General features: G+C 32.4%; 17 protein-coding genes and 1 pseudogene. All 18 read right to left on the bottom strand.

Annotation, left to right across the window (positions count from 1 at the left end; all coding sequences use genetic code 11):
• Positions 1-193: 193 nt before the first annotated feature.
• The 18 genes and pseudogenes from ABMA45_RS00260 to ABMA45_RS00175 all read right to left on the bottom strand — a co-directional run bounded on the left by ABMA45_RS00260 (position 194) and on the right by ABMA45_RS00175 (position 22,396).
• Positions 194-3,538 carry an EAL domain-containing protein gene (locus ABMA45_RS00260; RefSeq protein WP_022087884.1) on the bottom strand — a complete coding sequence of 1,115 codons (3,345 nt, stop codon included), beginning with the start codon at positions 3,536-3,538 and terminating at the stop codon, positions 194-196.
• A 260-nt stretch (positions 3,539-3,798) separates the two neighbouring features.
• Complete coding sequence (locus ABMA45_RS00255; protein WP_022087883.1) at positions 3,799-4,296, bottom strand: GNAT family N-acetyltransferase; 498 nt, start codon at positions 4,294-4,296, stop codon at positions 3,799-3,801.
• Positions 4,297-4,318: 22 nt separating this feature from the next.
• Positions 4,319-5,185 carry a C39 family peptidase gene (locus tag ABMA45_RS00250; RefSeq protein ID WP_022087882.1) on the bottom strand — a complete coding sequence of 289 codons (867 nt, stop codon included), beginning with the start codon at positions 5,183-5,185 and terminating at the stop codon, positions 4,319-4,321.
• Between the two features lie 263 nt (positions 5,186-5,448).
• Positions 5,449-6,813, bottom strand: a complete 1,365-nt coding sequence (locus tag ABMA45_RS00245) for an NCS2 family permease (protein WP_022087881.1) — start codon at positions 6,811-6,813, stop codon at positions 5,449-5,451.
• Positions 6,814-7,042: 229 nt separating this feature from the next.
• Entirely contained in the window at positions 7,043-8,095 is a 1,053-nt protein-coding gene (locus ABMA45_RS00240; RefSeq protein ID WP_022087880.1) for an electron transfer flavoprotein subunit alpha/FixB family protein, read from the bottom strand.
• A 19-nt stretch (positions 8,096-8,114) separates the two neighbouring features.
• The gene (locus ABMA45_RS00235) at positions 8,115-8,900 is read right to left on the bottom strand and encodes an electron transfer flavoprotein subunit beta/FixA family protein (protein WP_022087879.1); all 786 of its coding nucleotides are present in this window, start codon (positions 8,898-8,900) and stop codon (positions 8,115-8,117) included.
• A gap of 17 nt (positions 8,901-8,917) precedes the next feature.
• Positions 8,918-10,075 (bottom strand): acyl-CoA dehydrogenase, encoded by a 1,158-nt coding sequence (locus ABMA45_RS00230; protein ID WP_022087878.1) that lies wholly within the window; start codon positions 10,073-10,075, stop codon positions 8,918-8,920.
• Between the two features lie 92 nt (positions 10,076-10,167).
• Positions 10,168-11,007, bottom strand: a complete 840-nt coding sequence (locus ABMA45_RS00225) for a 3-hydroxyacyl-CoA dehydrogenase family protein (RefSeq protein ID WP_022087877.1) — start codon at positions 11,005-11,007, stop codon at positions 10,168-10,170.
• 58 nt (positions 11,008-11,065) lie between these two features.
• Complete coding sequence (locus ABMA45_RS00220; protein WP_022087876.1) at positions 11,066-11,857, bottom strand: enoyl-CoA hydratase-related protein; 792 nt, start codon at positions 11,855-11,857, stop codon at positions 11,066-11,068.
• A 270-nt stretch (positions 11,858-12,127) separates the two neighbouring features.
• Positions 12,128-13,312: an acetyl-CoA C-acetyltransferase gene (locus ABMA45_RS00215; protein ID WP_022087875.1), complete on the bottom strand. Its 1,185-nt coding sequence runs from the start codon at positions 13,310-13,312 to the stop codon at positions 12,128-12,130.
• Between the two features lie 309 nt (positions 13,313-13,621).
• Positions 13,622-16,150, bottom strand: coding sequence for a transglutaminase-like domain-containing protein (locus ABMA45_RS00210; protein ID WP_022087874.1), 2,529 nt, complete (start codon positions 16,148-16,150; stop codon positions 13,622-13,624).
• A 129-nt stretch (positions 16,151-16,279) separates the two neighbouring features.
• Positions 16,280-17,374 (bottom strand): DUF58 domain-containing protein, encoded by a 1,095-nt coding sequence (locus tag ABMA45_RS00205; protein WP_022087873.1) that lies wholly within the window; start codon positions 17,372-17,374, stop codon positions 16,280-16,282.
• A 10-nt stretch (positions 17,375-17,384) separates the two neighbouring features.
• Positions 17,385-18,332 (bottom strand): AAA family ATPase, encoded by a 948-nt coding sequence (locus tag ABMA45_RS00200; protein ID WP_022087872.1) that lies wholly within the window; start codon positions 18,330-18,332, stop codon positions 17,385-17,387.
• Positions 18,333-18,382: 50 nt separating this feature from the next.
• Positions 18,383-18,952, bottom strand: a complete 570-nt coding sequence (locus ABMA45_RS00195; RefSeq protein WP_022087871.1) for a chromate transporter — start codon at positions 18,950-18,952, stop codon at positions 18,383-18,385.
• On the bottom strand, positions 18,949-19,503 hold the full coding sequence (locus tag ABMA45_RS00190) for a chromate transporter (protein ID WP_022087870.1): 555 nt from the start codon (positions 19,501-19,503) through the stop codon (positions 18,949-18,951). The genes ABMA45_RS00195 and ABMA45_RS00190 overlap by 4 nt, the downstream gene beginning before the upstream one ends.
• 237 nt (positions 19,504-19,740) lie before the next feature.
• Positions 19,741-20,775 (bottom strand): annotated as a pseudogene (locus tag ABMA45_RS00185) (branched-chain amino acid aminotransferase); the annotation flags it as partial.
• A gap of 447 nt (positions 20,776-21,222) precedes the next feature.
• On the bottom strand, positions 21,223-22,017 hold the full coding sequence (locus ABMA45_RS00180) for an alpha/beta hydrolase (RefSeq protein WP_022087868.1): 795 nt from the start codon (positions 22,015-22,017) through the stop codon (positions 21,223-21,225).
• Between the two features lie 157 nt (positions 22,018-22,174).
• Positions 22,175-22,396 (bottom strand): phosphopantetheine-binding protein, encoded by a 222-nt coding sequence (locus ABMA45_RS00175; protein ID WP_022087867.1) that lies wholly within the window; start codon positions 22,394-22,396, stop codon positions 22,175-22,177.
• Positions 22,397-22,751 lie beyond the last annotated feature (355 nt).

Below are 22,751 nucleotides of genomic sequence, written 5' to 3'. Positions count from 1 at the left end.
AAGGAGCCTTACGGCTCCTTATAGCTGCAAACACACACATTATACAATATATAAATGTAGGTGTCAAAATTCAGATTATTTAAAGTATTTACAGATTCAGATTTTCTTGTAATATTTACTGCCTGTTTAATATTAACTAAACACTTGCAAAACTTTAATTATCTGCATAAAATTATAATCTTTGCAACTTCATTTAATCAATATAATTAAGCAATCCAATTACTCCATTGTTTTTTTCAGTTGGTGTGTATAAAACAATATGACTTAATAAAGCTTTTCTTACTTTTCCATCCTTGTCAAAACAATTTATCTGAATTTTTTTATTTGTTTTCTGTAATTTTGTTTGTTTATAGAATTCAATAAATTTATCAACGTCTTCATTTACGATTACATTTCCCTTAATAAATTCTATATAATCAACATTATCCGCTTCTACATTAAATGTTTCTTTTGTCTTTGTTCCTAAATCGCAAATATTGGTATCCATTGATACGTGCCAATATATGTATTTTTCTTCTTCCAGTCCAAATCTAATATTATCAAGCATTCCATTAATAATATTATCATCCTGTATTTTCTTTGTAATATCTTCTGCAAAATGTATAAGCGCATACCCTGAATTCCAAGGTACTTTTCTTATTCTAATATTATATGTCTTACCTGTATCCTCATTCTTAACGTCAACTTCTTTAATAAGTTCATTACAGAATTTATCACAATGTTCACATGGTGCATTCGAATCCCATATTGTCTCATGACATTTTAATCCAATAAGTTCTTTTGTTTTATCAGAAGTTAATTCTTCCTTTGCTGCACGATTCATATACAATAATTCTTTTGTTTTTTCATTGCATATAAATATAATTTCATGTGATTCTTCAATAAGCCATCCCATGTTTCTAACATCTATAGGCATTGACATTTCTTCATTACCTGTATATATCTGGAACTGATTCTTTCCTAATTTCTTAGCCTGAATAAGTGCCATGTCAGCACATCTGTAAAGTTCTTTATATTCTGTCGCATGAGCCGGAAACATTGCAACACCTATTGAACATGAAATCTTCATTTCTCCCACATTAATACGTAGTTTATTTCTCAATATTTCCATTTCGTTATTAAGTTCATCTATTGTCATTCCACGCTTTATAAATACAGCAAATTCGTCTCCACCAAATCTACACGATAAATTTTCTTCTGAAAAAGCACTGTCAAGAATATTGGCCACATTAATTATTGCCTGATCACCCATAATGTGTCCAAGACTATCATTTACTCCCTTAAAATTATCAATATCAATCATAAGGAATATAGCTTCTTTTCCTGAACTGCTCAAGAACAATCTTACCTGTCTTTCAAACTCTTTTCTGTTAAGAAGTCCTGTCATTGTATCAAGTTTAACCTGACCTTCAACAACTCGTAATTTCTGAATTACCTTTTTACGATGCTCTTCAAATAATCTTTCAACCGTATTATTTAATTCATATTTATCGTATGGCTTAAATAACATGCCGTCTGCACCATTCTTAATGGCTATATCTCTATACAGATTTTCATTATCTCCTGTTGTGTACAATACGGGTATTTCATCCAGTTTATCATTCTTTTTCATTTCATGAAGCAAATGGAACTTATCTTCTTCATTTATATTAGTATCTACAACTGTTAAAATAATGTTGTAATAATTCTTCTTTATAAATTGATAAGCTTCTTCTTCATTGTCAAACTCTACAAATCTATATTCCGTATCCAGATAGTTTCTAAACATTTCACGGTTTCTTTGTAATTCATCCACAAGGACTATCACTTCTGCCTCGCCGTTCTGGTCATCTATTGATAATTTCTTGTACTCTTTATAACTCTTTAAATTAAAAATTGGAATTATATCTTCACTTAATAATTTATTTTTAAATTCCTGTTCAGGTATCGGTCTTGAGAAATAATATCCCTGTACAAAATTACATTTTAATCTTCTCAAATACTGAATATGTTCTTCTGTCTCTGCACCTTCGACTACAATTATAAGATTCATCCATTTTGCCAGATTTACTATTGAACTTATAATATTATGGCTATTCTTATTTTTCTGTTCATTCTGAATGAATTTCATATCAAGCTTAATTATATCTATTGGAAGTTTAGCTAAAATATTCAATGATGAATATCCACTTCCAAAGTCATCCATCTCTATAATAAATCCATATTCTTTTAATCTTCTGACTACTTCTAAAATATTTTCAGTATTTTCCATATATGCTGATTCTGTAATTTCTAAGTGTAAGTATGTAGGTGATAGATTATGTCTTTCAACCATACTTTTAAGAATCTCCGGAAGTCCTTCTTTGTAAATATCTTTTCTTGATACATTGACAGATACCGGAAGAATCTTATTGTGTTCATTCTTCATTTTCTCAATGAATCCACATACATGCTCCCATATATATATATCGAGTTCAGTAATAAATCCATTTTCTTCAAATATCGGAATAAATTCACCCGGCGAAATAAATCCTAATTCCGGATGTTGCCATCTTATAAGTGCCTCTGCTCCAATCATCTTATTAGTCTGAATATCATATTTAGGCTGATAATACACCTTGAAATCCTCATTCATAAGAGATTGTTTCATAGTTTTTGTAATCTGAATATTCTGCTGATTTTTACTCATTAATGCATCGTCATATATGTACACATCATGATCATATGTGAATTTAGCCTGATTACATGCTGCAATAGCATTATCGCACATAGAATTTATAATGATGCTCTTATCTTCAATATTGTATACACCAAATTTAAAACTTATTTTTGCTTCATAAAATCTCTGATATACCATCTTCGTAGCATATATTAAAGTATTAATTATATTATCGGATTCCTTAGATAAAAAGTAAAAAATATCTGAATGGGCACGGGCAAACACCACATCCTTATTTTCAAATATTCCATTTAGCATCTCAGTATAAAATTTTAAAAGGCTGTCTCCCTCTTTCCATCCAAATGCATCATTAAAATATTTAAATTTTTCTATATCTGACGCAATAATTTGATATTTTTCTTCCGGATTACTTTTTATTATTTCTTTTGCCTTTCTATAAAAAGCCTTTCTGTTATAAGCTCCTGTCAAAGAATCTCTTTCAGCATCTCTAAGTCTGTAAATAGATTCTTTCATATCGATAAGATTATCGATTCTTCTAAGCAATACTTTGATATTATATGGCTTATTTACAAAATCATTAGCGCCTAAAGCCAAGGCCTTCTCTTCCGTTTCATCCGCATCTTTATCTGTTGTTACAATTACAGGTATTTTATTATATTCCGGTTCTTTCTTAAATTCTTCAAGAAATCCATATCCGTCCATAACCGGCATTACAATGTCTAATAAAATTGCAGAAATACGTTCACTGTCTGTTTTTAAAATTTCTAATGCCTCAAGACCATTCTCAGCCCCAATAACAGTATATCTGTCTTCTAATAAGGCTTTAAGAATTTCTCTGTTCATTTCCTGGTCTTCAACAACTAAAACCGTTTTCTTCATATGTCCTCCAGTCATTATTATCTCGCATTTATAATCAATCTATAGTCATTATTATAATTTTTCTAAATTGAATATTAATTTTCCGTTATTCCATATGAATATTATACTACATATACAGTTTTATTCAACAAAACTCAATTACTAATCTGGTAACTTTTTTATTATGCTTTTTATACTTTTTTATTGTTTTTTGAATCATTTTTTAATGTTATTCTTTTTTATTGCACCTTTTCTACACTTTTTATTATATTTATACCTTTTTATATTCCCCTTTCATAGCATATCCATTCATGGTCATACAAAAATATTCTTCCACAATCATTAAATTCCATTTTTTTATATGCTCTCAGTGCGTTAGCGTTATTTGGGCTTACCAGATAATGTACTCCCTTATATTTTCTTTTTTGTAAGTTTTCCATGGCTCCTTGTATCAAATTTCCTGCAAGTCCATTACCTCTATATTCTTCAGCTATTACCAGTCTTGCCAGTTCCCCTGCCGGTTTTAGTTCTTTTGACCAGCATTTCTGTTCTTCTACTAACTTATCATCATCTATTGAAATTGCTGCTATTATCTCATTGTTTTTTTCATTAACTATAACAAAACTATCCCCTCTTAAAATATCATTTTTTATTATTTCTTTTGTTGGATATTCTTCTGTCCATGTACATCCTTTAGTCCTTCTTGCATCAACATACAATTTAAAAATATCCTCTAATCTATTTATATCTCCTGCTTTAAAATTCAAATTTTCTTTCATTTTTTATTTTTAATCCTTTAATTTATCTTAAAACCCATAGATTTTTTATCTGGTCTTTTATATCTTCAAACACCCATTGCTTATTTGAATTTGCTTTACTGTTAGGATCATTAACTCTTACTTTTCCATCTTTATATTTAGTTAATACTATAAAATGTCCCTGTGTCGTAAAATCTCCTGGTCCTACTACACATATAATTGGATTACCTACTTCCAAATTATCTTTTACTCTTTGTTCATCTAACGGTATTTCTATAACTTGCATGCCAAGCTGCCTGCCACCTTCTGAAATAAGTGACCATGCTGAACCATTTTCTTCATCTGCATATCCATTTTTCATTGCAAAATCCGCAATCATTTTCGGAGTATATTTTATATTTCCTGTCACATAAACAGCCACCATCGAAAGGCATGTCGGTCCACAGCCTGTAATTCCCATACAATCACCTGCGTATGTATAATAACCCCATCTCTGATCCCATTGCATAAATAGCGGAACCTCTGTAGTTTTCTTATATTTTGAAAAATCAATATCGTATGCTTTTCCCTTTTTTTCAGGATATTTCAAGACAAAATCTTTTGTTTCTTTATTTCTTTCAAATAATTTTTGTATATTTTCCGGATAATCCTCTAAAGTGTAACCATGTTTTTCTGCATAGTTTTTTATTACATCTTTTGCTGATTCCTCTTTTGATTCTTTTATTTTTTTTACATCATTTCCGCCACTATTTCCGCTTTCAGATATGTTATTCATATTTTTCTTTAGATAATTAATTGCAAATGCCAAAACTACTATAAGTACACAGCAAAATGTAAATCTTATATATTTTCTAATTAACATTATTTTTCTTTGTCTTTTTCTTCTTAAGTTTTCTGCTCTTCTTGACATATCGTACCTTCTTTCTGCTTATCTAAATAGTATAATAACAATTTTCGACATTAAAAACATAAATATTTCTTTAAGATTTTTTGAATTTTATAAATATCTTATACATTATTTTAATTCAACTATCCCAAAATTTATTTTTCATCAAAAAGACCTCTGCCACAATGACTATCAATAATTAGTTTTTTTCTAACATATTGATGACATCTAATAATGACAAAGGCCTTTTGTTTTTCTGTTTTTTTCTTAAATTCTATTTTTTCTTCTTATAAGAATATATATTTTAATACGAATAATACTGCAAGAATGTACATCAATGGTTTTACTTCTTTTGCTTTACCGCAAATAGCATTTAATAATACATATGAAATAATTCCGATTGAGATACCTTCTGAGATACTATAGAACAATGGCATTGCAATAATGCAAAGATATGCAGGGATTGCATCTGTCAAATTATCATCTGTAAATTTAATATCTGTTACTGCTCCAAACATAAGGAATCCTACCATAATTAATGCCGGTGCTGTAGCAAATGATGGAATAGTAATAAATAATGGTGAAAGAACAACTGAAACAAGGAATAATAAACCTGTTACTGCTGCTGTCAAACCTGTACGACCACCTTCTGCAACACCTGCTGAAGATTCTACGAATGTTGTTGTTGTTGATGTACCTAAAATAGCACCTGCTGATGTAGCAATAGCGTCTGACATAAGAGCTGGTTTAATGTTAGGAAGCTTTCCATTTTCATCAAGCATTCCAGCCTTTGTACTAACGCCAATAATTGTTCCTAATGTATCAAATAAATCAACAAAGAGGAATGCAAATACTACAATAATAAAGTTAACAATTCCTACTGCTTTAAAATCAAGTTTAAAGCACTGTCCAAAAGTTTCTCCTAAAGCTGAAAAATCAAAGCTTACAAAATGTGTTGGAATTACTGAGAAAAAGCTTTCGTTATCAGGAACATAAATCTTTGTAAGTTCACAAATAATTCCTAAAACCCATGTTGAAACGATACCTATTAAGATTGAACCTTTTACTCTCTTAATGTAAAGAATAGCTGTAATAAATACACCGATTACTGCTAATAATGCACAAATTCCTGCTGTATGGAAGTTACTTGTAAAATCTGTAATTGTAACAAGTGTAGATTCTGAATCATTTACTAATCCTGCATTCTGTAATCCGATAAATGCAATAAATAAACCAATACCTACTGATACTGCCTTTTTAAGATTAAGAGGAATAGCATCAAAAATTGCTTCACGTACATTTGTTAATGAAAGAATTATAAATATAATACCTTCTACAAATACCGCAAATAAAGCAATCTGCCATGAATATCCCATTTCTCCACATACTGTGTAAGCAAAGTATGCATTTAATCCAAGACCTGCTGATAAGGCAAATGGAAGATTTGCCATAAATGCCATACACATTGTTCCAACAAATGATGCTATACATGTAGCAATCAAAATAGCCTCTTTGTCCATTCCTGAGGCACTTAAGATGTTAGGGTTTACAGCAAGAATATATGCCATTGTCATAAATGTTGTAATACCCGCAATAACTTCAGTTTTTACAGAAGTATTGTTTTTTTTAAGTTTGAATATTTTTTCTAACATTTTCTCCTTTGTATAGATAACTTGTTTGTCATCTTATACTTCCTTTCTTTATTTTTATTACTATTGTAACCACAAAATTATAACAAAGTTTCACTCTTTTTTCTATATTAATTTTATATGAATAATTGAGGATTTATTATACATGATGTCGAGAAGTCAAAAATCCCCGCATCCAAAGATGCGGAGATTCCTAAATATGTTAATATAACTTAACGTATATTATATTTAATTATGCATTAGCCTTTGCAGCCTTAATAGCTTCTGTAAGCTGTGGTACGATTTTGTTTAAATCACCAACGATACCATAATCAGCTACATCAAAGATAGGAGCATCTTCATCTTTATTGATAGCAATAATAAGATCTGATTCTTCCATACCTGCAACGTGCTGGATTGCTCCAGAAATACCAATTGCGAAGTAAACCTGTGGACGAACTGTCTTACCTGTCTGTCCAACCTGTCTGTCAACTGGTAACCAACCGTTATCTGTAACTGCTCTAGAACATGCAACTGTTCCGTCAAGAGCTTCTGCTAAATCTTCAAGAATCTTGAAGTTTTCTTTGCTTCCAACTCCACGTCCACCAGATACTAAAATCTTAGCGTCCATGATGTTAACTGTTTCAGCAACTTCTTTAACTACATCCATGATTTCAACATATTTGTTGTTAGGTGTAAATCCTGGATTGAATTCAATAACTTCTGCCTTAGCACCTGGCTTTGGTTCAGCCTTCTGCATAACACCTGCACGTACTGTAGCCATCTGAGGACGGTTATCAGGACAAGCGATTGTAGCAATTGTGTTTCCACCAAATGCCGGACGAGTCATTAATAACTGATTGTGTTTCTGTTCCTTACCTGGAATAGCAACTAATGGGAAGTCACCAATTTCAAGTAATGTACAGTCAGCTGTTAAACCTGTTGCAACTCTAGCTGAAACTGTAGGACCTAAATCTCTACCAATTGCTGTTGCACCAACTAACATAATTTCAGGTTTATATTTGTTGATAACTTCTGCTAAAGCATGTGCATATGGTTCTGTTCTATATGTTTCAAGTTCAGGATCATCTACTACGATAACCTTGTCAGCGCCATATTCAGCTAACTGATCTACAAGATTTCCAACGTTTGATCCAAGAAGTACTGCTGTAACTTCTGTATTTAATGGTTTTGCGAGTCTTCCTGCTTCTCCGAGGAGTTCGAACGCGATTGAGCTTAATTCGTTATCTACCTGCTGAGCGAAGACATATACGCCTTTATAATCTTCTAAATTTATATTCTGCATGATTAAATCTCCTCTCTAATTAAATAACGTGCTTTGTTAAAAGCTTATCCATGATGTAATCAACTGCTTCAGCCGGGCTATCTGGAGTAACTTTTTCTCCAGCGCCTTTACGAACTTTATCAGATGCTTTAGCAATCTTTGTAGGTGAACCCTTTAATCCAAGGTCTCCATCTTCTACATCAACAAGATTTGCTCTTCCCCATGTTGTAATTTCTGCATCATAAGCATCAAAAATTCCACCTGGAGTCATATAACGAGGATCATTTAATTCTGAAAGTGCTGTAATTAATACAGGCATCTGAGCTTTAATTACGTGATGTCTGTCTTCATACTGACGTTCTACAATTACGCTATCTCCATCAACCTTAATATCCTGTGCATATGAGATAACAGGAATGTTAAGATGTTCAGCAATCTGTGGTCCAACCTGAGCTGTATCACCATCGATAGCCTGACGTCCTGTAATAATAATATCATAATCAAGGTTTCTGATAGCACCTGCGATTGTTGTTGATGTAGCCCATGTGTCAGCTCCACCTAAAACTCTATCAGTTACTAAGATTCCCTTATCAGCTCCCATAGCCATAGCTTCACGAAGAACTTCTTCAGCCTTTGGAAGACCCATAGTAACTACTGTTACTTCTGCGCCATACTGATCTTTTAATCTAAGTGCTGCTTCAAGACCTGCTTTATCATCAGGGTTCATAATTGTAAGCATTGCACCTCTATCTAATGTACCATCTGGATTGAATTTAACTCCACCCTTTGTATCAGGTACCTGTTTTACACAAACGACAATTTTCACGATAAGTACCTCCTAAATTATTTTAATAAGTTTGCAGAAATTACCATACGCTGAACTTCTGAAGTTCCTTCGTAGATTTCTGTGATCTTAGCATCACGCATCATACGCTCAACGTCATATTCTCTGATATAACCATAACCACCGTGTAACTGAACAGCCTTTGTTGTAACTTCCATTGCAACTTCTGCTGCGTATAATTTAGCCTGAGCTGCTTCTACAGAATATGTCTTCTGTGTTTCTTTAGCCTTAGCTGCCTTGTATACAAGCATCTTAGCAGCTTCTACCTTAGTAGCCATGTCTGCTAACTGGAACTGTGTATTCTGGAACTGTCCGATTGTTCTACCGAACTGTTTTCTTTCTTTTACGTATGCAATAGTTGTTTCTAAAGCACCTTCTGCAAGACCAAGAGCCTGAGCTGCGATACCAATACGTCCACCATCAAGTGTATGCATAGCGATACCGAAACCTTTACCCTGCTTACCAAGTAAGTTTTCTGCTGGAATACGGCAATCTTCAAAGATTAATTCGTATGTTGCTGAACCACGGATACCCATCTTCTTTTCTTTTGTACCAAATGAAAATCCAGGTGTTCCTTTTTCAACGATGAATGCTGAAATTTCTTTCATCATTCTACCACGTTTTTCAACTTTACCTGTAACTGCAATGATGATATAAATATCTGCATATTTACCATTTGTAATAAAACATTTTGAACCATTTAATACCCATTCATTTGTTTCTTTATCGAAAACAGCCTTTGTCTGCTGTCCCTGTGCGTCTGTACCAGCACCTGGTTCTGTTAAACCGAAAGCACCTAATTTTTCACCTTTTGCAAGTGGAACTACGTATTTCTGCTTCTGTTCTTCAGTACCAAATGTCATAATAGGATCGATACAAAGTGATGTATGTGCTGAAACGATAACACCTGTTGTACCACAAACCTTTGATAATTCTTCAACGCACATAGCGTATGTTAAAGGATCACATCCCTGTCCACCATATTCCTTAGGAACTGGGATACCAAGGAAACCATTTTTTGCCATTTTTTCAACTGTCTCTACAGGGAACTGTTCATTTTCATCTGTTTCCTGTGCAAGAGGTTTTACTTCATTTTCGGCAAATTCTTTGAAAAGGCTCTGAGCCATTTCATGTTTCTTACTTAATGTAAAATCCATTATTAAATTCCTCCATGTAAATTAAATAAATATATAAGGGGATACCACTAATCATCGACTAGTGGCACTCCCTAACTCTCATGTATATTGTATTATTTGCTGTAATCGTAGAAACCAACGCCAGTCTTTCTTCCAAGCTTTCCTGCACGTACCATCTTTCTAAGAAGTGTATGTGGACGATACTTTGGATCACCTGTTTCAGCCTGAAGTACTTCCATAATAGCAAGTACAATATCAAGACCTACTAAATCACCTAATGCTAATGGTCCCATTGGATGAGATGCACCAAGCTTCATGGCTGTATCGATATCTTCTACTGAAGCGATTCCGTCAGCATAGATTCCGATTGCTTCGTTAATCATTGGGATTAAGATTCTGTTAACAACAAATCCTGGAGCTTCAGCAACTTCTACTGGAGTCTTTCCGATTTCTGTAGCGATTGTCTTAATCTGTTCAACTAATTCCTTAGGTGTGTTTCCACCAGCAATAACTTCAACTAACTTCATTCTGTCAGCTGGGTTGAAGAAATGCATACCAATCATAGGTCTGTCAAGTCCAGCACCGATTTCTGTGATTGATAATGATGATGTATTTGTAGCAAAAATACATTCAGGTTTTACGATGCTCTGTAATTCCTTAAATGTTTCTTTCTTAATTGACATTACTTCTGGAGCAACTTCGATTACTAAATCGCAGTCTGTACAGATGTCTTTTAATCCTGTCTGGATTTTTCCTAAAATTTCAGCACCTTTTTCTGCTGTGATTTTTTCTTTACCAACAAGGAAGTTGATGTTCTTTTCAATTCTTGCCTTTCCTCCATCAGCAAATTCCTGCTTGATGTCACAAAGACGTACTTCATATCCGTCTGTCATTGCAAATGCCTGTGCAATTCCTGCACCCATTGTTCCTGCACCAATAACTCCTACTATCATTGTTTTTCCTCCTAAATGAAAATATAAATATTATCTGAATATAAATTCAGCATTCCGCTTATTTATTTGCAAATGGTACTACCTTTAATTTCTTTTCTTTATCTTTTTCAAGGAAGTTACCCATTCCTGCCTTCTGGTCTTCTGTTTCGAAGCAGCTACCGAATAATTTTTCTTCGATTACGATTGCATCGTCCATACCTACTTCAAGTCCTTCGTTAATTGCCTTCTTGCAAGCTCTGACAGCAATTGGAGCGTTCATAGCGATTCCATTAGCCATCTTCTTAGCTGCATCCATTAATTCTTCTACAGGATATACTGCATTAACAAGACCAATTCTTAAAGCTTCAGCAGCCTTAATGTTTCTTGCTGTATAAATCATCTGTTTAGCCATTCCCGGTCCAACAATTCTTGCAAGTCTCTGTGTTCCACCAAATCCAGGTGTAATTCCAAGACCTACTTCAGGCTGTCCAAAAATTGCATTTTCAGAACAGATTCTAATATCACAGCTCATAGAAATTTCGCATCCACCACCTAATGCAAATCCATTAACAGCAGCGATTACAGGGATTTCTAATGTTTCAATCTTTCTAAATACATCATTTCCCTTTTTACCAAAAGCTTCACCTTCTGCTTTTGTAAGTGTTGACATTTCTCCTATATCTGCACCTGCAACGAATGATTTTTCGCCTGCACCTGTGATAATTAATGCTCTTGTTGTATTAATATCAATTGCATCAATTGTTTCTTCTAATTCAGTAAGTACCTGGCTATTTAAAGCATTAAGTGCCTTTGGACGGTTGATTGTAAGAACACCTACAAATCCTTCCTGTTCATATGTGATAAATTCCATATTTATTCTCCTTAATATAAAAGTCAAAGCAAATAGCATTCTACGCTTTGGGCTATAAAAGTAAAATATTTGTTATATTGAGCCATCTCAAAAAAACAATTTACACTTCAAACAGGTAAGCCCCATCACCGTTATTTCAATATGTGAAAGAGCTCACCTGATTGCTTAAGACGAAATGCATATGTAAAAATTATTAACTTATTCTCTAACAGATTAAAAAGTTATTAACTTCAATTAACAATCCATCATCTGCATTTCATTTATTTTTTATTAGTCACGTTCAACGATTGTAGTACATCCCATACCACCACCGATACATAATGTAGCAAGACCCTTCTTAGCGTCTCTCTTCTGCATCTCGTGAAGTAATGTAACAAGGATACGGCAACCTGAAGCTCCAACAGGATGTCCAAGTGCGATTGCACCACCGTTTACGTTTACTTTGCTCATGTCGAATTTTAAGTCTCTTGCAACTGCTACAGACTGTGCTGCGAAAGCTTCGTTAGCTTCGATTAAGTCCATATCATCGATTGTCATATTAACTTTTGCTAATGCTTTCTTTGTAGAAGCAACAGGTCCAACACCCATGATTGATGGATCAACACCACCAAGTGCTCCTGTTACGAATGTAGCCATTGGTGTAACACCTAATTCTTTAGCTTTTTCTTCGCTCATAACTACAACTGCTGCTGCACCATCATTAATTCCTGATGCATTACCTGCTGTAACTACTCCATCAGGCTTACCTGAGCAGCATCTTAACTTGCTAAGAGTTTCAACTGTTGTTCCAGCTCTTGGTCCTTCATCTGTATCAACGATGATTGTCTGTTTTCTTGTTTTAACTTCAACAGGAACGATTTCATCTTTGAATTTTCCTTCAGCCATAGCCTTTTCACATTTCTGCTGTGAGTTAGCTGAGAATTCATCTAATTCTTCTCTTGTAAGTCCCCACTGATCAGCTACGTTTTCAGCTGTAATCATCATATGGTAATTGTTAAATGCATCTGTTAAAGCATCATTAACCATTGTATCAACAACTGTTCCGTTGTTCATTCTGTAACCAAATCTAGCCTGTGGTAAAGCATATGGTGCCATTGACATGTTTTCCATACCACCTGCAACTACGATATCAGCATCTCCTGCCTGAATCATCTGTGCTGCCATATTTACACAGTTAAGACCTGAACCACAAACAACGTTAACTGTTACAGCTGGTGTTTCAATTGGAAGTCCTGCCTTAAGTGCTGCCTGACGTGCAACGTTCTGTCCAAGACCTGCCTGGATAACACATCCCATATATACGTGATCAACCTGATCAGCTGGAACGCCTGCTCTGTTAAGAGCTTCCTTAATAACGATAGAACCTAAAACAGGTGCTGGAGTTGTGCTTAAAGCTCCACCCATTTTACCAATAGCTGTACGGCATGCGCCTGCAATAACTACTTTCTTTGACATGATAAATATCCTCCATATAAAATAATTTAATTACGCGTCGCTTTTGTAATATATATTCTAAGTAATCCCTTACGACACACTCTTGTTCAATGATAACATAGGCCAATATATCTTGCAATAAACCGCATTTAAAATATATGTAAAATTTGTGTGAATACCATTAATTCACGCAGTTATCCCTATGTCCACTGAGATTGTTATAATTTTAACAAATTATATTTTCTTTGTCTAGTGAAATATAAAAAATTAGGTGAAAAATATCGAATTTTTAAATAATTAAAGGAAAAACATTTCTATAGTTTATAAAATTTACATTCCTTTAATTCTAAGCCAAATTAGTTTACCATATCTATTATCTTTTTTCATTTTCTTAATTAATTTATTTCTAAAATTAATATAAATAAAATATGCTTTTTTCTCATCTTCACTTTCTATCTTTTTATCAGAAAATTTTTCTTCCAAAGCCTTTTTGTATAACCAGTTCCACTCTTCTTTATTCACAATATCCAACTCATTCATTATATATTCAAATTCATCATATTCAATTGTCTGTTTATTCAAATTATTCTTCTTGTTTATATTTGATTCTTCTCTGTTTCCTTTATTTAAACTTCTAGCCTTCACATTTATTGGATTTGCACCACTTAATGTTTTTCTTTTTAAATTATTTTTGCCTGCGCACATTCTTCTTCCAACGCAATAAAGATAAGTATACGCTTCAACAGCAGACATATTTCTGCATTTTCGTAATTTTTTCTTCTTTAATGCATTAAATTCGACAAATAAAATCACGACTGCAATTATAACTAGCAACATAATGCCAACCATCACTTTTCTATTTCCGTTTATGTTTGTATTATCACTATTTTTCGTGTCACTCTCATTTGAATTTTCTAAATCAGTATTTTTCTTTTCATTGCTTTGTGTCTCATTAACCTGTTTTTGTAAAGTTGTTGCTTCTACAATTTTATTAGTTACATTTTCATTCTCTTTTTCTTCCGGGCTATTAACAGATTCAGCTTCAGTTAAGGATGTGTCAGCTATTGTATGATCTTTAACAACCCACCCGATATATGAATTCAACACTTCTGTCCATGCATGCGCCATCTTATCTGTCACAACTGCCGTATAATGTCCATTTTTATCTCTTTCAAATGCACTCGATGGGATTGCGAATCCTTCCACATATCTTGCTGGGATTCCACACATTCTATACATTAATGTTGCAGTTGTAGCAAAATGAACACAAAATCCTTTTCTGCTCTCTGTCAAAAAATACTCTGATACATCCTGCCCTGACGGAGTCTTTCCCGGCATTAAAGTATATTTAAATCCATTTGAAAATAATTTATCAATATTACTTGATACATCATCTATATTGTCAGAATATATCTTACTTTTATATTCTCTTATTTTACTCAATTTGTCCGGAATCTGCTCATCTACAATTTTCGCCACTTTGTTTTCATAAGTTTTCCAGTCTTCAAAATCACTACCATAATCCATCTCATCCAATGCCATAGCATCTTCCATTGGAAAATAATTATATTTCTGATATGTTTTTGAATTCTCTCCACTTATAAAATTTAGATTTCCATGTCCATTCACCGTATCATCATCTGTGACTTTTGCATAATATGGCACAAATGCAATATTCTTACATTCTGCAAAAACATCTAATGTTGCAATTTGTAATGCTGCCGGCACTCTTGAATGATTTATTCTATTGTAAGTTTCCCCATATATTCTTTTTCGGTTGTCAGCTTCTTTCATCAATCTATAGCCACTAGAATCTTTTTCTAAATCAGATAAACTAAACTCACTCCATTTATTGTTTTTATAAGTTTCACCCACAAAATTTTTAATATAAAACGTTCCCTCTGGCATTTGAGTTAATGTTACTTTAAGCATTTTTGTTCCCGTAATTGTACGTTCACTACTATTATTCAAATTACCATTCAAAACTATTTTATCATTTCTAAACGGTCCTCCAAAAAACGATAATATCTGTGTAGGTAATTCTTTAAGTTGAAAATTTTGAATACTGGATTTTACCTCAATATATTTAAGTTCATTTATTTTTTTATTTTCCTTAATATATGGTCTCATTCCAAAAGCCAAACACATAAGAACAGTTAAAACTATCCCTCCGGCAACTACGCTCCCAATTACATTTCCGTGCTTTTTAAAAACAAAATATAATCTATATACCATTACTCCGCCAATTATAAATAAGCAGTTTTCAGTTGATGGGAATGCTCCAACAGTACATGTTAATGCAATAGGAATTACCATAAATAAAGTAACCACGAAAAATCCTTTTTCCTTTTTTGTAATTAAGACAAATGTAATCGAAATCACAAAAATCACTAATGTTACAATAACCCAAAATTCCCAGTTATCTTTTACATTAGTTATTTCCTTTAATGACAAATATTTATTAATTCCTATTGTTTTTAAATCTGAATAATCAAGGATATAATTTGAATTTAAAATATTATTATATTTTTTATAAATAGAATAATAGGCTTCAGAAATAGGCGAAATACCTCTTATAAGATGAGCACATGCAACTTCAGGATTTTCGAAAGTCCATGTAACTAAAGTTACACAACTCATTCCCCCAATTATAAGTATCCATTTGTAAATATATTTAAAACAATATACAAATATATACGCAATAATTAATGTTATTGATACAGTTAATATCAATCTTTTTATATTTGCATTTATTTTAAATTCGTAAAAAATTGTATTAAATAAAGTCACAATTAAAAAAGCTAAAATACAGATTTTAACACCAACATCTAGTATGCTTTTATTATTCCAACCCTTCAATGCATTTTTCTCCATAATTTTATATAAGCCTTTCAACGAAATTTGCTAATTTTAAAATTAGTAATAAACTATTTTACTATTTTATTTTAAAACATAATTCAGACAATTTTATTAATATAAATTTGTTTTTTATACTTCAAAATATAATTTTTTCCATTGTATTTTATTTTTGTTTTTTGTTATTCTAAGTTCACTATCATTAATTTTTATAATTCCATTAGATTTCATTTCTATGACAGTGCTATAGTTTTCTTTTTCTAATTTATCATTTAATGCATAACTATTTTCTTCCTGCAGTTTGTGTACATCTGTAATCAATATTTCGTTTAGCATTTGGTATAAATTTTCCAATGATGTTATCTTAAAATTAACTGTTTTCAATCTTTGTCCGTCATACCATGAAACCACATTGTTGCATTTTTCCTGAAGCAGTGAAAATGAAATATCGGTTGCAATTTCTATTGATTCAATTATGCTTTTTTTATCTTTGCTATTGCCACAGAAATCAACCCATATCAACACTGCACACCCTTCAGGTTTTCCCCTTTCTTTAACAAGAAGCTTGTCATTTTTTGCTGATAGTTTCCAATGTATATCATGTATTGAATCCTGTTCTCTATATTCTCTTATCTGATAAGTTTCTAACGGATCATCTCCCGATTCATATGTAGAATAATAGTCCGCCTCAGTTATAAATTTTTTTGTACTTTGTTTTACCTCTACATTTACAAGTTTTAATTCCGGATATATTAATATATTTTCTTTCTCTTCGACTTTTTTCTTTAAAGAAAAAATGCCAAACCAATCTAGTACTTCATAACTGTCAAATGAGATAATTACGCTTCCGAACTGGTTAAACTCAACGTCATAATATATTTCATTCTTATTTTTTCCATTTGTTTTCCCACGTAATTTTATCTTTTTACTTTTTCCCGTAAATCTGTTTTTGACAGCTATATTTAGCACAATATTTACCGAAGGAATAAATGCTTTACTGCTTGTTTCAAATAATATTGAACATTTTTCATTTTTTTCTACAACAGGCTGCAAATTTTTCATTTGTACATTTACAAATAATTTGCACAAATTTATATAAATAACAGAAACCGGTAAATACACTATCTCCATAACAAGCATCATTCCTACTATCTCATCATCGTATAAGAAAAATAATATTATCGTAAGTAGAATCAAAATAATATACTCTATTAATCTTTTTATCATAGCGTCCTCTCTACTTATTTCTAACAATTGGTGCTTTAACCTGTGCCACTATTTTCTTTGTAATGCTTTCTTTTTTTACATTTCCTACTTTTGCTTTTGTGCTTAATGTAATTCGATGTAATGCAACCGGCTCAAATGCATTGCTTACATCCTGAGGAATAACATAATTTCTTTTGTCCATCCATGCTAATGCCCTGCTCATACCTGCAAGTGCAACTGTTCCTCTTGGACTTAAACCTGCTTTAAGTAATTCATCTTCTCTCGTTGCTTTTGCAAGCCTTGCAATATAATCAAATACTAAATCATGTATATAAATATCATTTATTTCATTTTGCATTGCAATAATATCTTCTGCAGTACAAACCTGTCTTACATTTTCTATTGGATTTCCTTTTTGTCTTCTTTTTAAAATTTCTACTTCCTCATCAACTGACGGATACCCCATGTGAATGCAAATCATAAATCTGTCTAATTGAGAATCCGGCAACGGTTGTGTACCCGCTGAGCCTTCCGGATTTTCTGTTGCAATTACAACAAATGGTTTCCCCGGACTTCTTGTAACACCATCTACTGTTATCTGTTTTTCTTCCATTACCTCTAATAACGCTGCCTGTGTTTTCGGTGATGTTCTATTTATTTCATCCGCCAAAAATAAATTACACATCAAAGCTCCTGACTGATATTTAAATAATTTTGTTTCGTTATCATAAATTGAAAAACCTACCAAATCTGACGGCATAATATCCGTAGTAAACTGTATTCTTTTCTTTGATATTCCCATTGCTTTTGCAAATGATAAAGCCATTGTTGTTTTTCCTACTCCAGGCATATCTTCTATCAAAATATGTCCACCGGCTAAAATTGCCGCAAATATATTATCTATTGCATCATCTTTGCCAACAACCGCCTGTTTTACCTGATTTAAAATTTCGCTTGCTTTGTCGTATAAATTTTCCATAAAACCCTCCTAATTTTTTATTTTAAGATTTAAACAATTAATTTGCAGTTCTACATTATTATGCTTTCTGCAAATTTTAATATAATGCCCAACAAGGCTCCAATACATATAATGATTACCGGATTTTTCTTTTTTATCGCCATAACTGCTGACGTAATAACTATTATTAATGATATAAGATTATCCGATGTTAATATTTTTGAAACTGAGTTTCCAACGGTAAATACATTTCCTGCAACAGATAAAACCGCTGCTCCGACAAGTCCTACGACTGCCGGTTTTATTCCGTTCATCACTGCAACAACGACTTTATTATCTTTAAATTTTTTATAAGCTCTTGCGACAAGAATAATAACTATGAATGATGGTAATGCTACTGCAAATGTACTGCAGATTGCTCCTGGTATTCCTGCGACCTCATATCCAACATAAGTTGACATATTAATTGCAAGCGGTCCTGGTGTAGTTTCGCTGATTGCAATAAAATCTACCATTTGCTTTGTGTCCATCCATTTGTTGCTAAGTACAAGTTCCTGTATCATGGGAATCATTGCATATCCGCCACCAAAGGTAAAAAGACCAATTTTGAAAAAGTTAATAAATAATTTTAAATATATCATTTATCTTCCCCTTTCCATGGTTTTGAATACACTATTCCTAATATTGCTGCTATTATAAGTACCATTATTGCATTAGCATTAAAAAATGCAACCAACAACAATGCCAGTCCCATTATTATATAGGCAAATACACTTTTATTGCATCCACGATAAACAACTCCTATCGCTTTTACAACTAATACTAAAACCGCCGCTCTTATTCCAACAAAAGCGTATTTTACAAGCATCATATCACTTATTTGTCTCATACACATAGCTATAATTGTTATTGCACAAAATGATGGAACAATCACTCCTAATGTAGCCATTATTGCTCCCGGCACTCCTGCGATTTTACTTCCTACAAATGTAGCAAGATTCACCATTATCGGTCCCGGAGTTGCTTCTGAAATTGCAACCATATCTGTCATTTCTTCTTCTGTAATCCACTTTTTCTGTTGAACCATGGAACGTTCAATCATAGGTAACATCGCATATCCACCACCAAAAGTAAACGCTCCAATTTTCATAAATGTTTTAAATATAGCAATACATTTGTCTTTATTTTGCATAATTTTCTATCTTCTCAGGTTACAACCTGTCACTCCTATTCTTTCGTGATTTAATTTTTATCAAAACTTCAAATTCTTACTATTGTATTCATACTTTGCTGTTGCAACTTAAGTATATAATTAATCAAATTAATTATCAAGAAATAAAGTGGTCATTTAAAATCAAAAATGCAGCTGCAAACACTCGTCCACAACTGCATCTTTTAACTTGTATATTATTTTTTAGATTATATACTTTTATTTAATTTCGTATAACCATCCTTCAGGAGCTTCAATTCTTCCCATCTGAATTCCTGTTAATGTATCGTACAATTTCTTAGTAATAGGTCCCATTTCTTCCATTCCACTTGGGAAACAGATTTCCTTACCATGGTCATTAATCTTTCCTACAGGTGAGATTACTGCTGCTGTACCACAAAGACCACATTCTGCAAAATCTTTTACTTCATCAAAATATACTTCTCTTTCTTCAACTTTAAGCCCTAAATAATGTTCTGCAACATACATTAATGAACGTCTTGTGATTGAAGGAAGAATACTGTTTGACTTAGGAGTAACTACTGTGTTGTCTTTTGTAACAAATATAAAGTTAGCTCCGCCTGTTTCTTCAACCTTTGTTCTTGTTGCTGCATCTAAGTACATATTTTCGTCAAATCCTTCTGCATGGGCTGTAACGATTGCATGTAAACTCATAGCATAGTTAAGTCCGGCTTTGATATGACCTGTACCATGAGGTGCTGCTCTGTCAAAATCACTTACTTTGATTGTGATAGGCTTTGCGCCACCTTTGAAGTATGGTCCAACAGGTGTTGTAAATACTCTGAACTGATATTCTTCAGCAGGTTTTACACCAATAACTGATGAACTACCAAACATATAAGGTCTGATATATAATGTAGCACCTGAACCATATGGTGGTACATAATCTAAGTTAGCTTTTACTGTTTCTTCAATTGCTTTTACAAATCTATCCTGAGGGAATACAGGCATTTCAAGTCTCTTTGCTGAATCTTCCATTCTCTTTGCATTTAAGTCAGGTCTGAATATTACTACACGACCATCTTCTGTTGTGTAAGCTTTCATTCCTTCAAAACATGTCTGTGCATACTGTAATACACCAGCACATTCACTGATAACAACTGTTGCATCATCAGTTAACTGACCATCATCCCATTTACCATCTTTAAAATTTGAGACAAATCTCTTTTCTGTCTGAACATAACCAAAACCTAAATTTGACCAATCAATATTCTTCTTGTCCATATTTTTTTCCTCCGATTTATCTGTGTAATACTATCAGTAAGGATTGGTGCCCTGCAAAAGGCAAGTTATCTCTGATTGCTATTGCACTTTATTTAGTCTCGTATATACTTTACTCGACCCATAAGATAAATTTTACTCACAAATTATTTCAATGTCAACATTTGAATACTCATAAGACTAAATTTATTTTTATAATTTTGTCAAAAGCCCTTTAACTCTATGTTTGTTCTAAAACATCCTTGATTTTATTTAATATTTTATTTTGATTTTTCTGTATAGATATATTGATTATATTTAATATTAATGCATGACTAATTTCTGCAATACAATTATACAAATTATAATTCCTTTACGAGACACAAATTTAATTCATCGTCATTACAGCAATTTTCATTTAGTCCCAATACCTTTTTTCTGTATATGTCATTTTCCTAATTTCAATTTTTTTCATTATTTTTATACACCTTTACCCACAAAACTATTTTCACCTTCACCACCGGTAACATACATAAGAGCCTTATCTATTTCCCTAGACCACAATTGCCAATTATGTTCGCCGTGAGATAAATTGTAATAACATTTTACATGTAATTCTTTTAAATAATTAACAAATTCAGTGTTAATCTGTCTGAGTTCTTCTTCCCTGCCACATGAAATGTAAAAGAATGGTAATTTTTTTCCTTTCTTTAATTTCTCTTCAATTACATATTTGTAATTCTCGCTAAAATTACCCGGAACTGATTTTTCCTTAAAGACCTTATCAAACATTTGTAATTTGTAATAACCAAATTTTCCTTTATTAAGTTCATTGACTGATTTTTCATATAGGCATGCCGAAGATAAACCTATTACGGTGCCAAATGTATCACAATATTTTGCACCGTTTCTTATTGCACCATATCCTCCCATTGAGAATCCTGCAATAATGGTGTGTTCCCTGTCCATTGGAAGACTGAATTGCTTTCTCATTCTCTCAAGAAGTTCTGTGCCTACAAATTTTCCATAATTTCCAAATGCGACTCCATGATCTATGTAAAAACTGTTTCCACAGCTTGGAATTATAAATGCTACTTTATATCTATCAGCCATTCCCTGCACATCCATATTACTAACACAATTATTAGCATCACTTAACACTCCATGCAAAAAAATCATTACATATTCAGGCTTATTATTACAAGGCATAACTAGTTTGACTGTTGTGGGATGCATTAGTGATTGAGACATAAAATTATAATCAATAATTGCCATTTTCTACTCCTGTCGTAAATTTCTATTCCTGTCGTAAATTTTTACTAATTCGATTATAGTAAAATTTCTTCATTATACACAACGAGCCAAGTTCAACTATTTTTATTTAAATAAAAATAATGCGCTTGGCTCTAATCTAATATTCTGTTATTTTAAATTACTGTAAACGCTTAATCATTTCAACTAAAGTATCTACATTCTGGAAGTTTTCTTCTGTCTTTTCTTCCATTGTGATTTCGATATCAAACTTATCTTCAAGTTCAGCAATTAATGCGATGATATCCATAGAGTCAAGATCTTCTGCAATATTTAGGTCTTCATCTTCAGCGTCAATTGCTGGATTAATCATTGCTAAAATTTCAATAACTTCATCTCTCATTTCATCTTCCTCCTCATGGCAATTTTTTATATACATATATATCTATCACATTTATCTATACAATTCAAGGCAAAAAAACAGTTTTTGATTTTCGCTTTTTAGTCGGTTACATATTTAAAAAAATTTGTTATTGCAAATCCCCTTGCGTCCTCATTTTTCTTTTTCGTTTCGTTATAAAAAACAATTTCTTTTTCCTATTCACTGATGCTTTTATTACACTCATTAAACCAATCTTCTACTAATTCAAGTACATCTTTGTCAAGTGCCTCTGTAACATTATCATAATTATAATTTGAATCAAATGATTTGCTAATAACATTATATGTCAATCTAAATTCATGAGGACATTTAACAT

The organism is Eubacterium sp. CAG:156 (assembly GCF_000434315.1).
GTDB lineage: Bacteria > Bacillota > Clostridia > Lachnospirales > Lachnospiraceae > Eubacterium_U > Eubacterium_U album.
This window is presented reverse-complemented; position numbering and strand designations above follow the sequence as displayed.

Coding starts and splice junctions, on each gene's coding strand:
- ABMA45_RS00240 (WP_022087880.1), bottom strand. CDS start 8,095: ATGCAGAATATAAATTTAGAAGATTATAAAGGCGTATATGTCTTCGCT.
- ABMA45_RS00200 (WP_022087872.1), bottom strand. CDS start 18,332: ATGGAAAATTTATACGACAAAGCAAGCGAAATTTTAAATCAGGTAAAA.
- ABMA45_RS00225 (WP_022087877.1), bottom strand. CDS start 11,007: ATGATAGTAGGAGTTATTGGTGCAGGAACAATGGGTGCAGGAATTGCA.
- ABMA45_RS00180 (WP_022087868.1), bottom strand. CDS start 22,017: ATGGCAATTATTGATTATAATTTTATGTCTCAATCACTAATGCATCCC.
- ABMA45_RS00195 (WP_022087871.1), bottom strand. CDS start 18,952: ATGATATATTTAAAATTATTTATTAACTTTTTCAAAATTGGTCTTTTT.
- ABMA45_RS00190 (WP_022087870.1), bottom strand. CDS start 19,503: ATGCAAAATAAAGACAAATGTATTGCTATATTTAAAACATTTATGAAA.
- ABMA45_RS00205 (WP_022087873.1), bottom strand. CDS start 17,374: ATGATAAAAAGATTAATAGAGTATATTATTTTGATTCTACTTACGATA.
- ABMA45_RS00175 (WP_022087867.1), bottom strand. CDS start 22,396: ATGAGAGATGAAGTTATTGAAATTTTAGCAATGATTAATCCAGCAATT.
- ABMA45_RS00245 (WP_022087881.1), bottom strand. CDS start 6,813: ATGTTAGAAAAAATATTCAAACTTAAAAAAAACAATACTTCTGTAAAA.
- ABMA45_RS00255 (WP_022087883.1), bottom strand. CDS start 4,296: ATGAAAGAAAATTTGAATTTTAAAGCAGGAGATATAAATAGATTAGAG.
- ABMA45_RS00260 (WP_022087884.1), bottom strand. CDS start 3,538: ATGAAGAAAACGGTTTTAGTTGTTGAAGACCAGGAAATGAACAGAGAA.
- ABMA45_RS00220 (WP_022087876.1), bottom strand. CDS start 11,857: ATGGAATTTATCACATATGAACAGGAAGGATTTGTAGGTGTTCTTACA.
- ABMA45_RS00230 (WP_022087878.1), bottom strand. CDS start 10,075: ATGGATTTTACATTAAGTAAGAAACATGAAATGGCTCAGAGCCTTTTC.
- ABMA45_RS00215 (WP_022087875.1), bottom strand. CDS start 13,312: ATGTCAAAGAAAGTAGTTATTGCAGGCGCATGCCGTACAGCTATTGGT.
- ABMA45_RS00250 (WP_022087882.1), bottom strand. CDS start 5,185: ATGTCAAGAAGAGCAGAAAACTTAAGAAGAAAAAGACAAAGAAAAATA.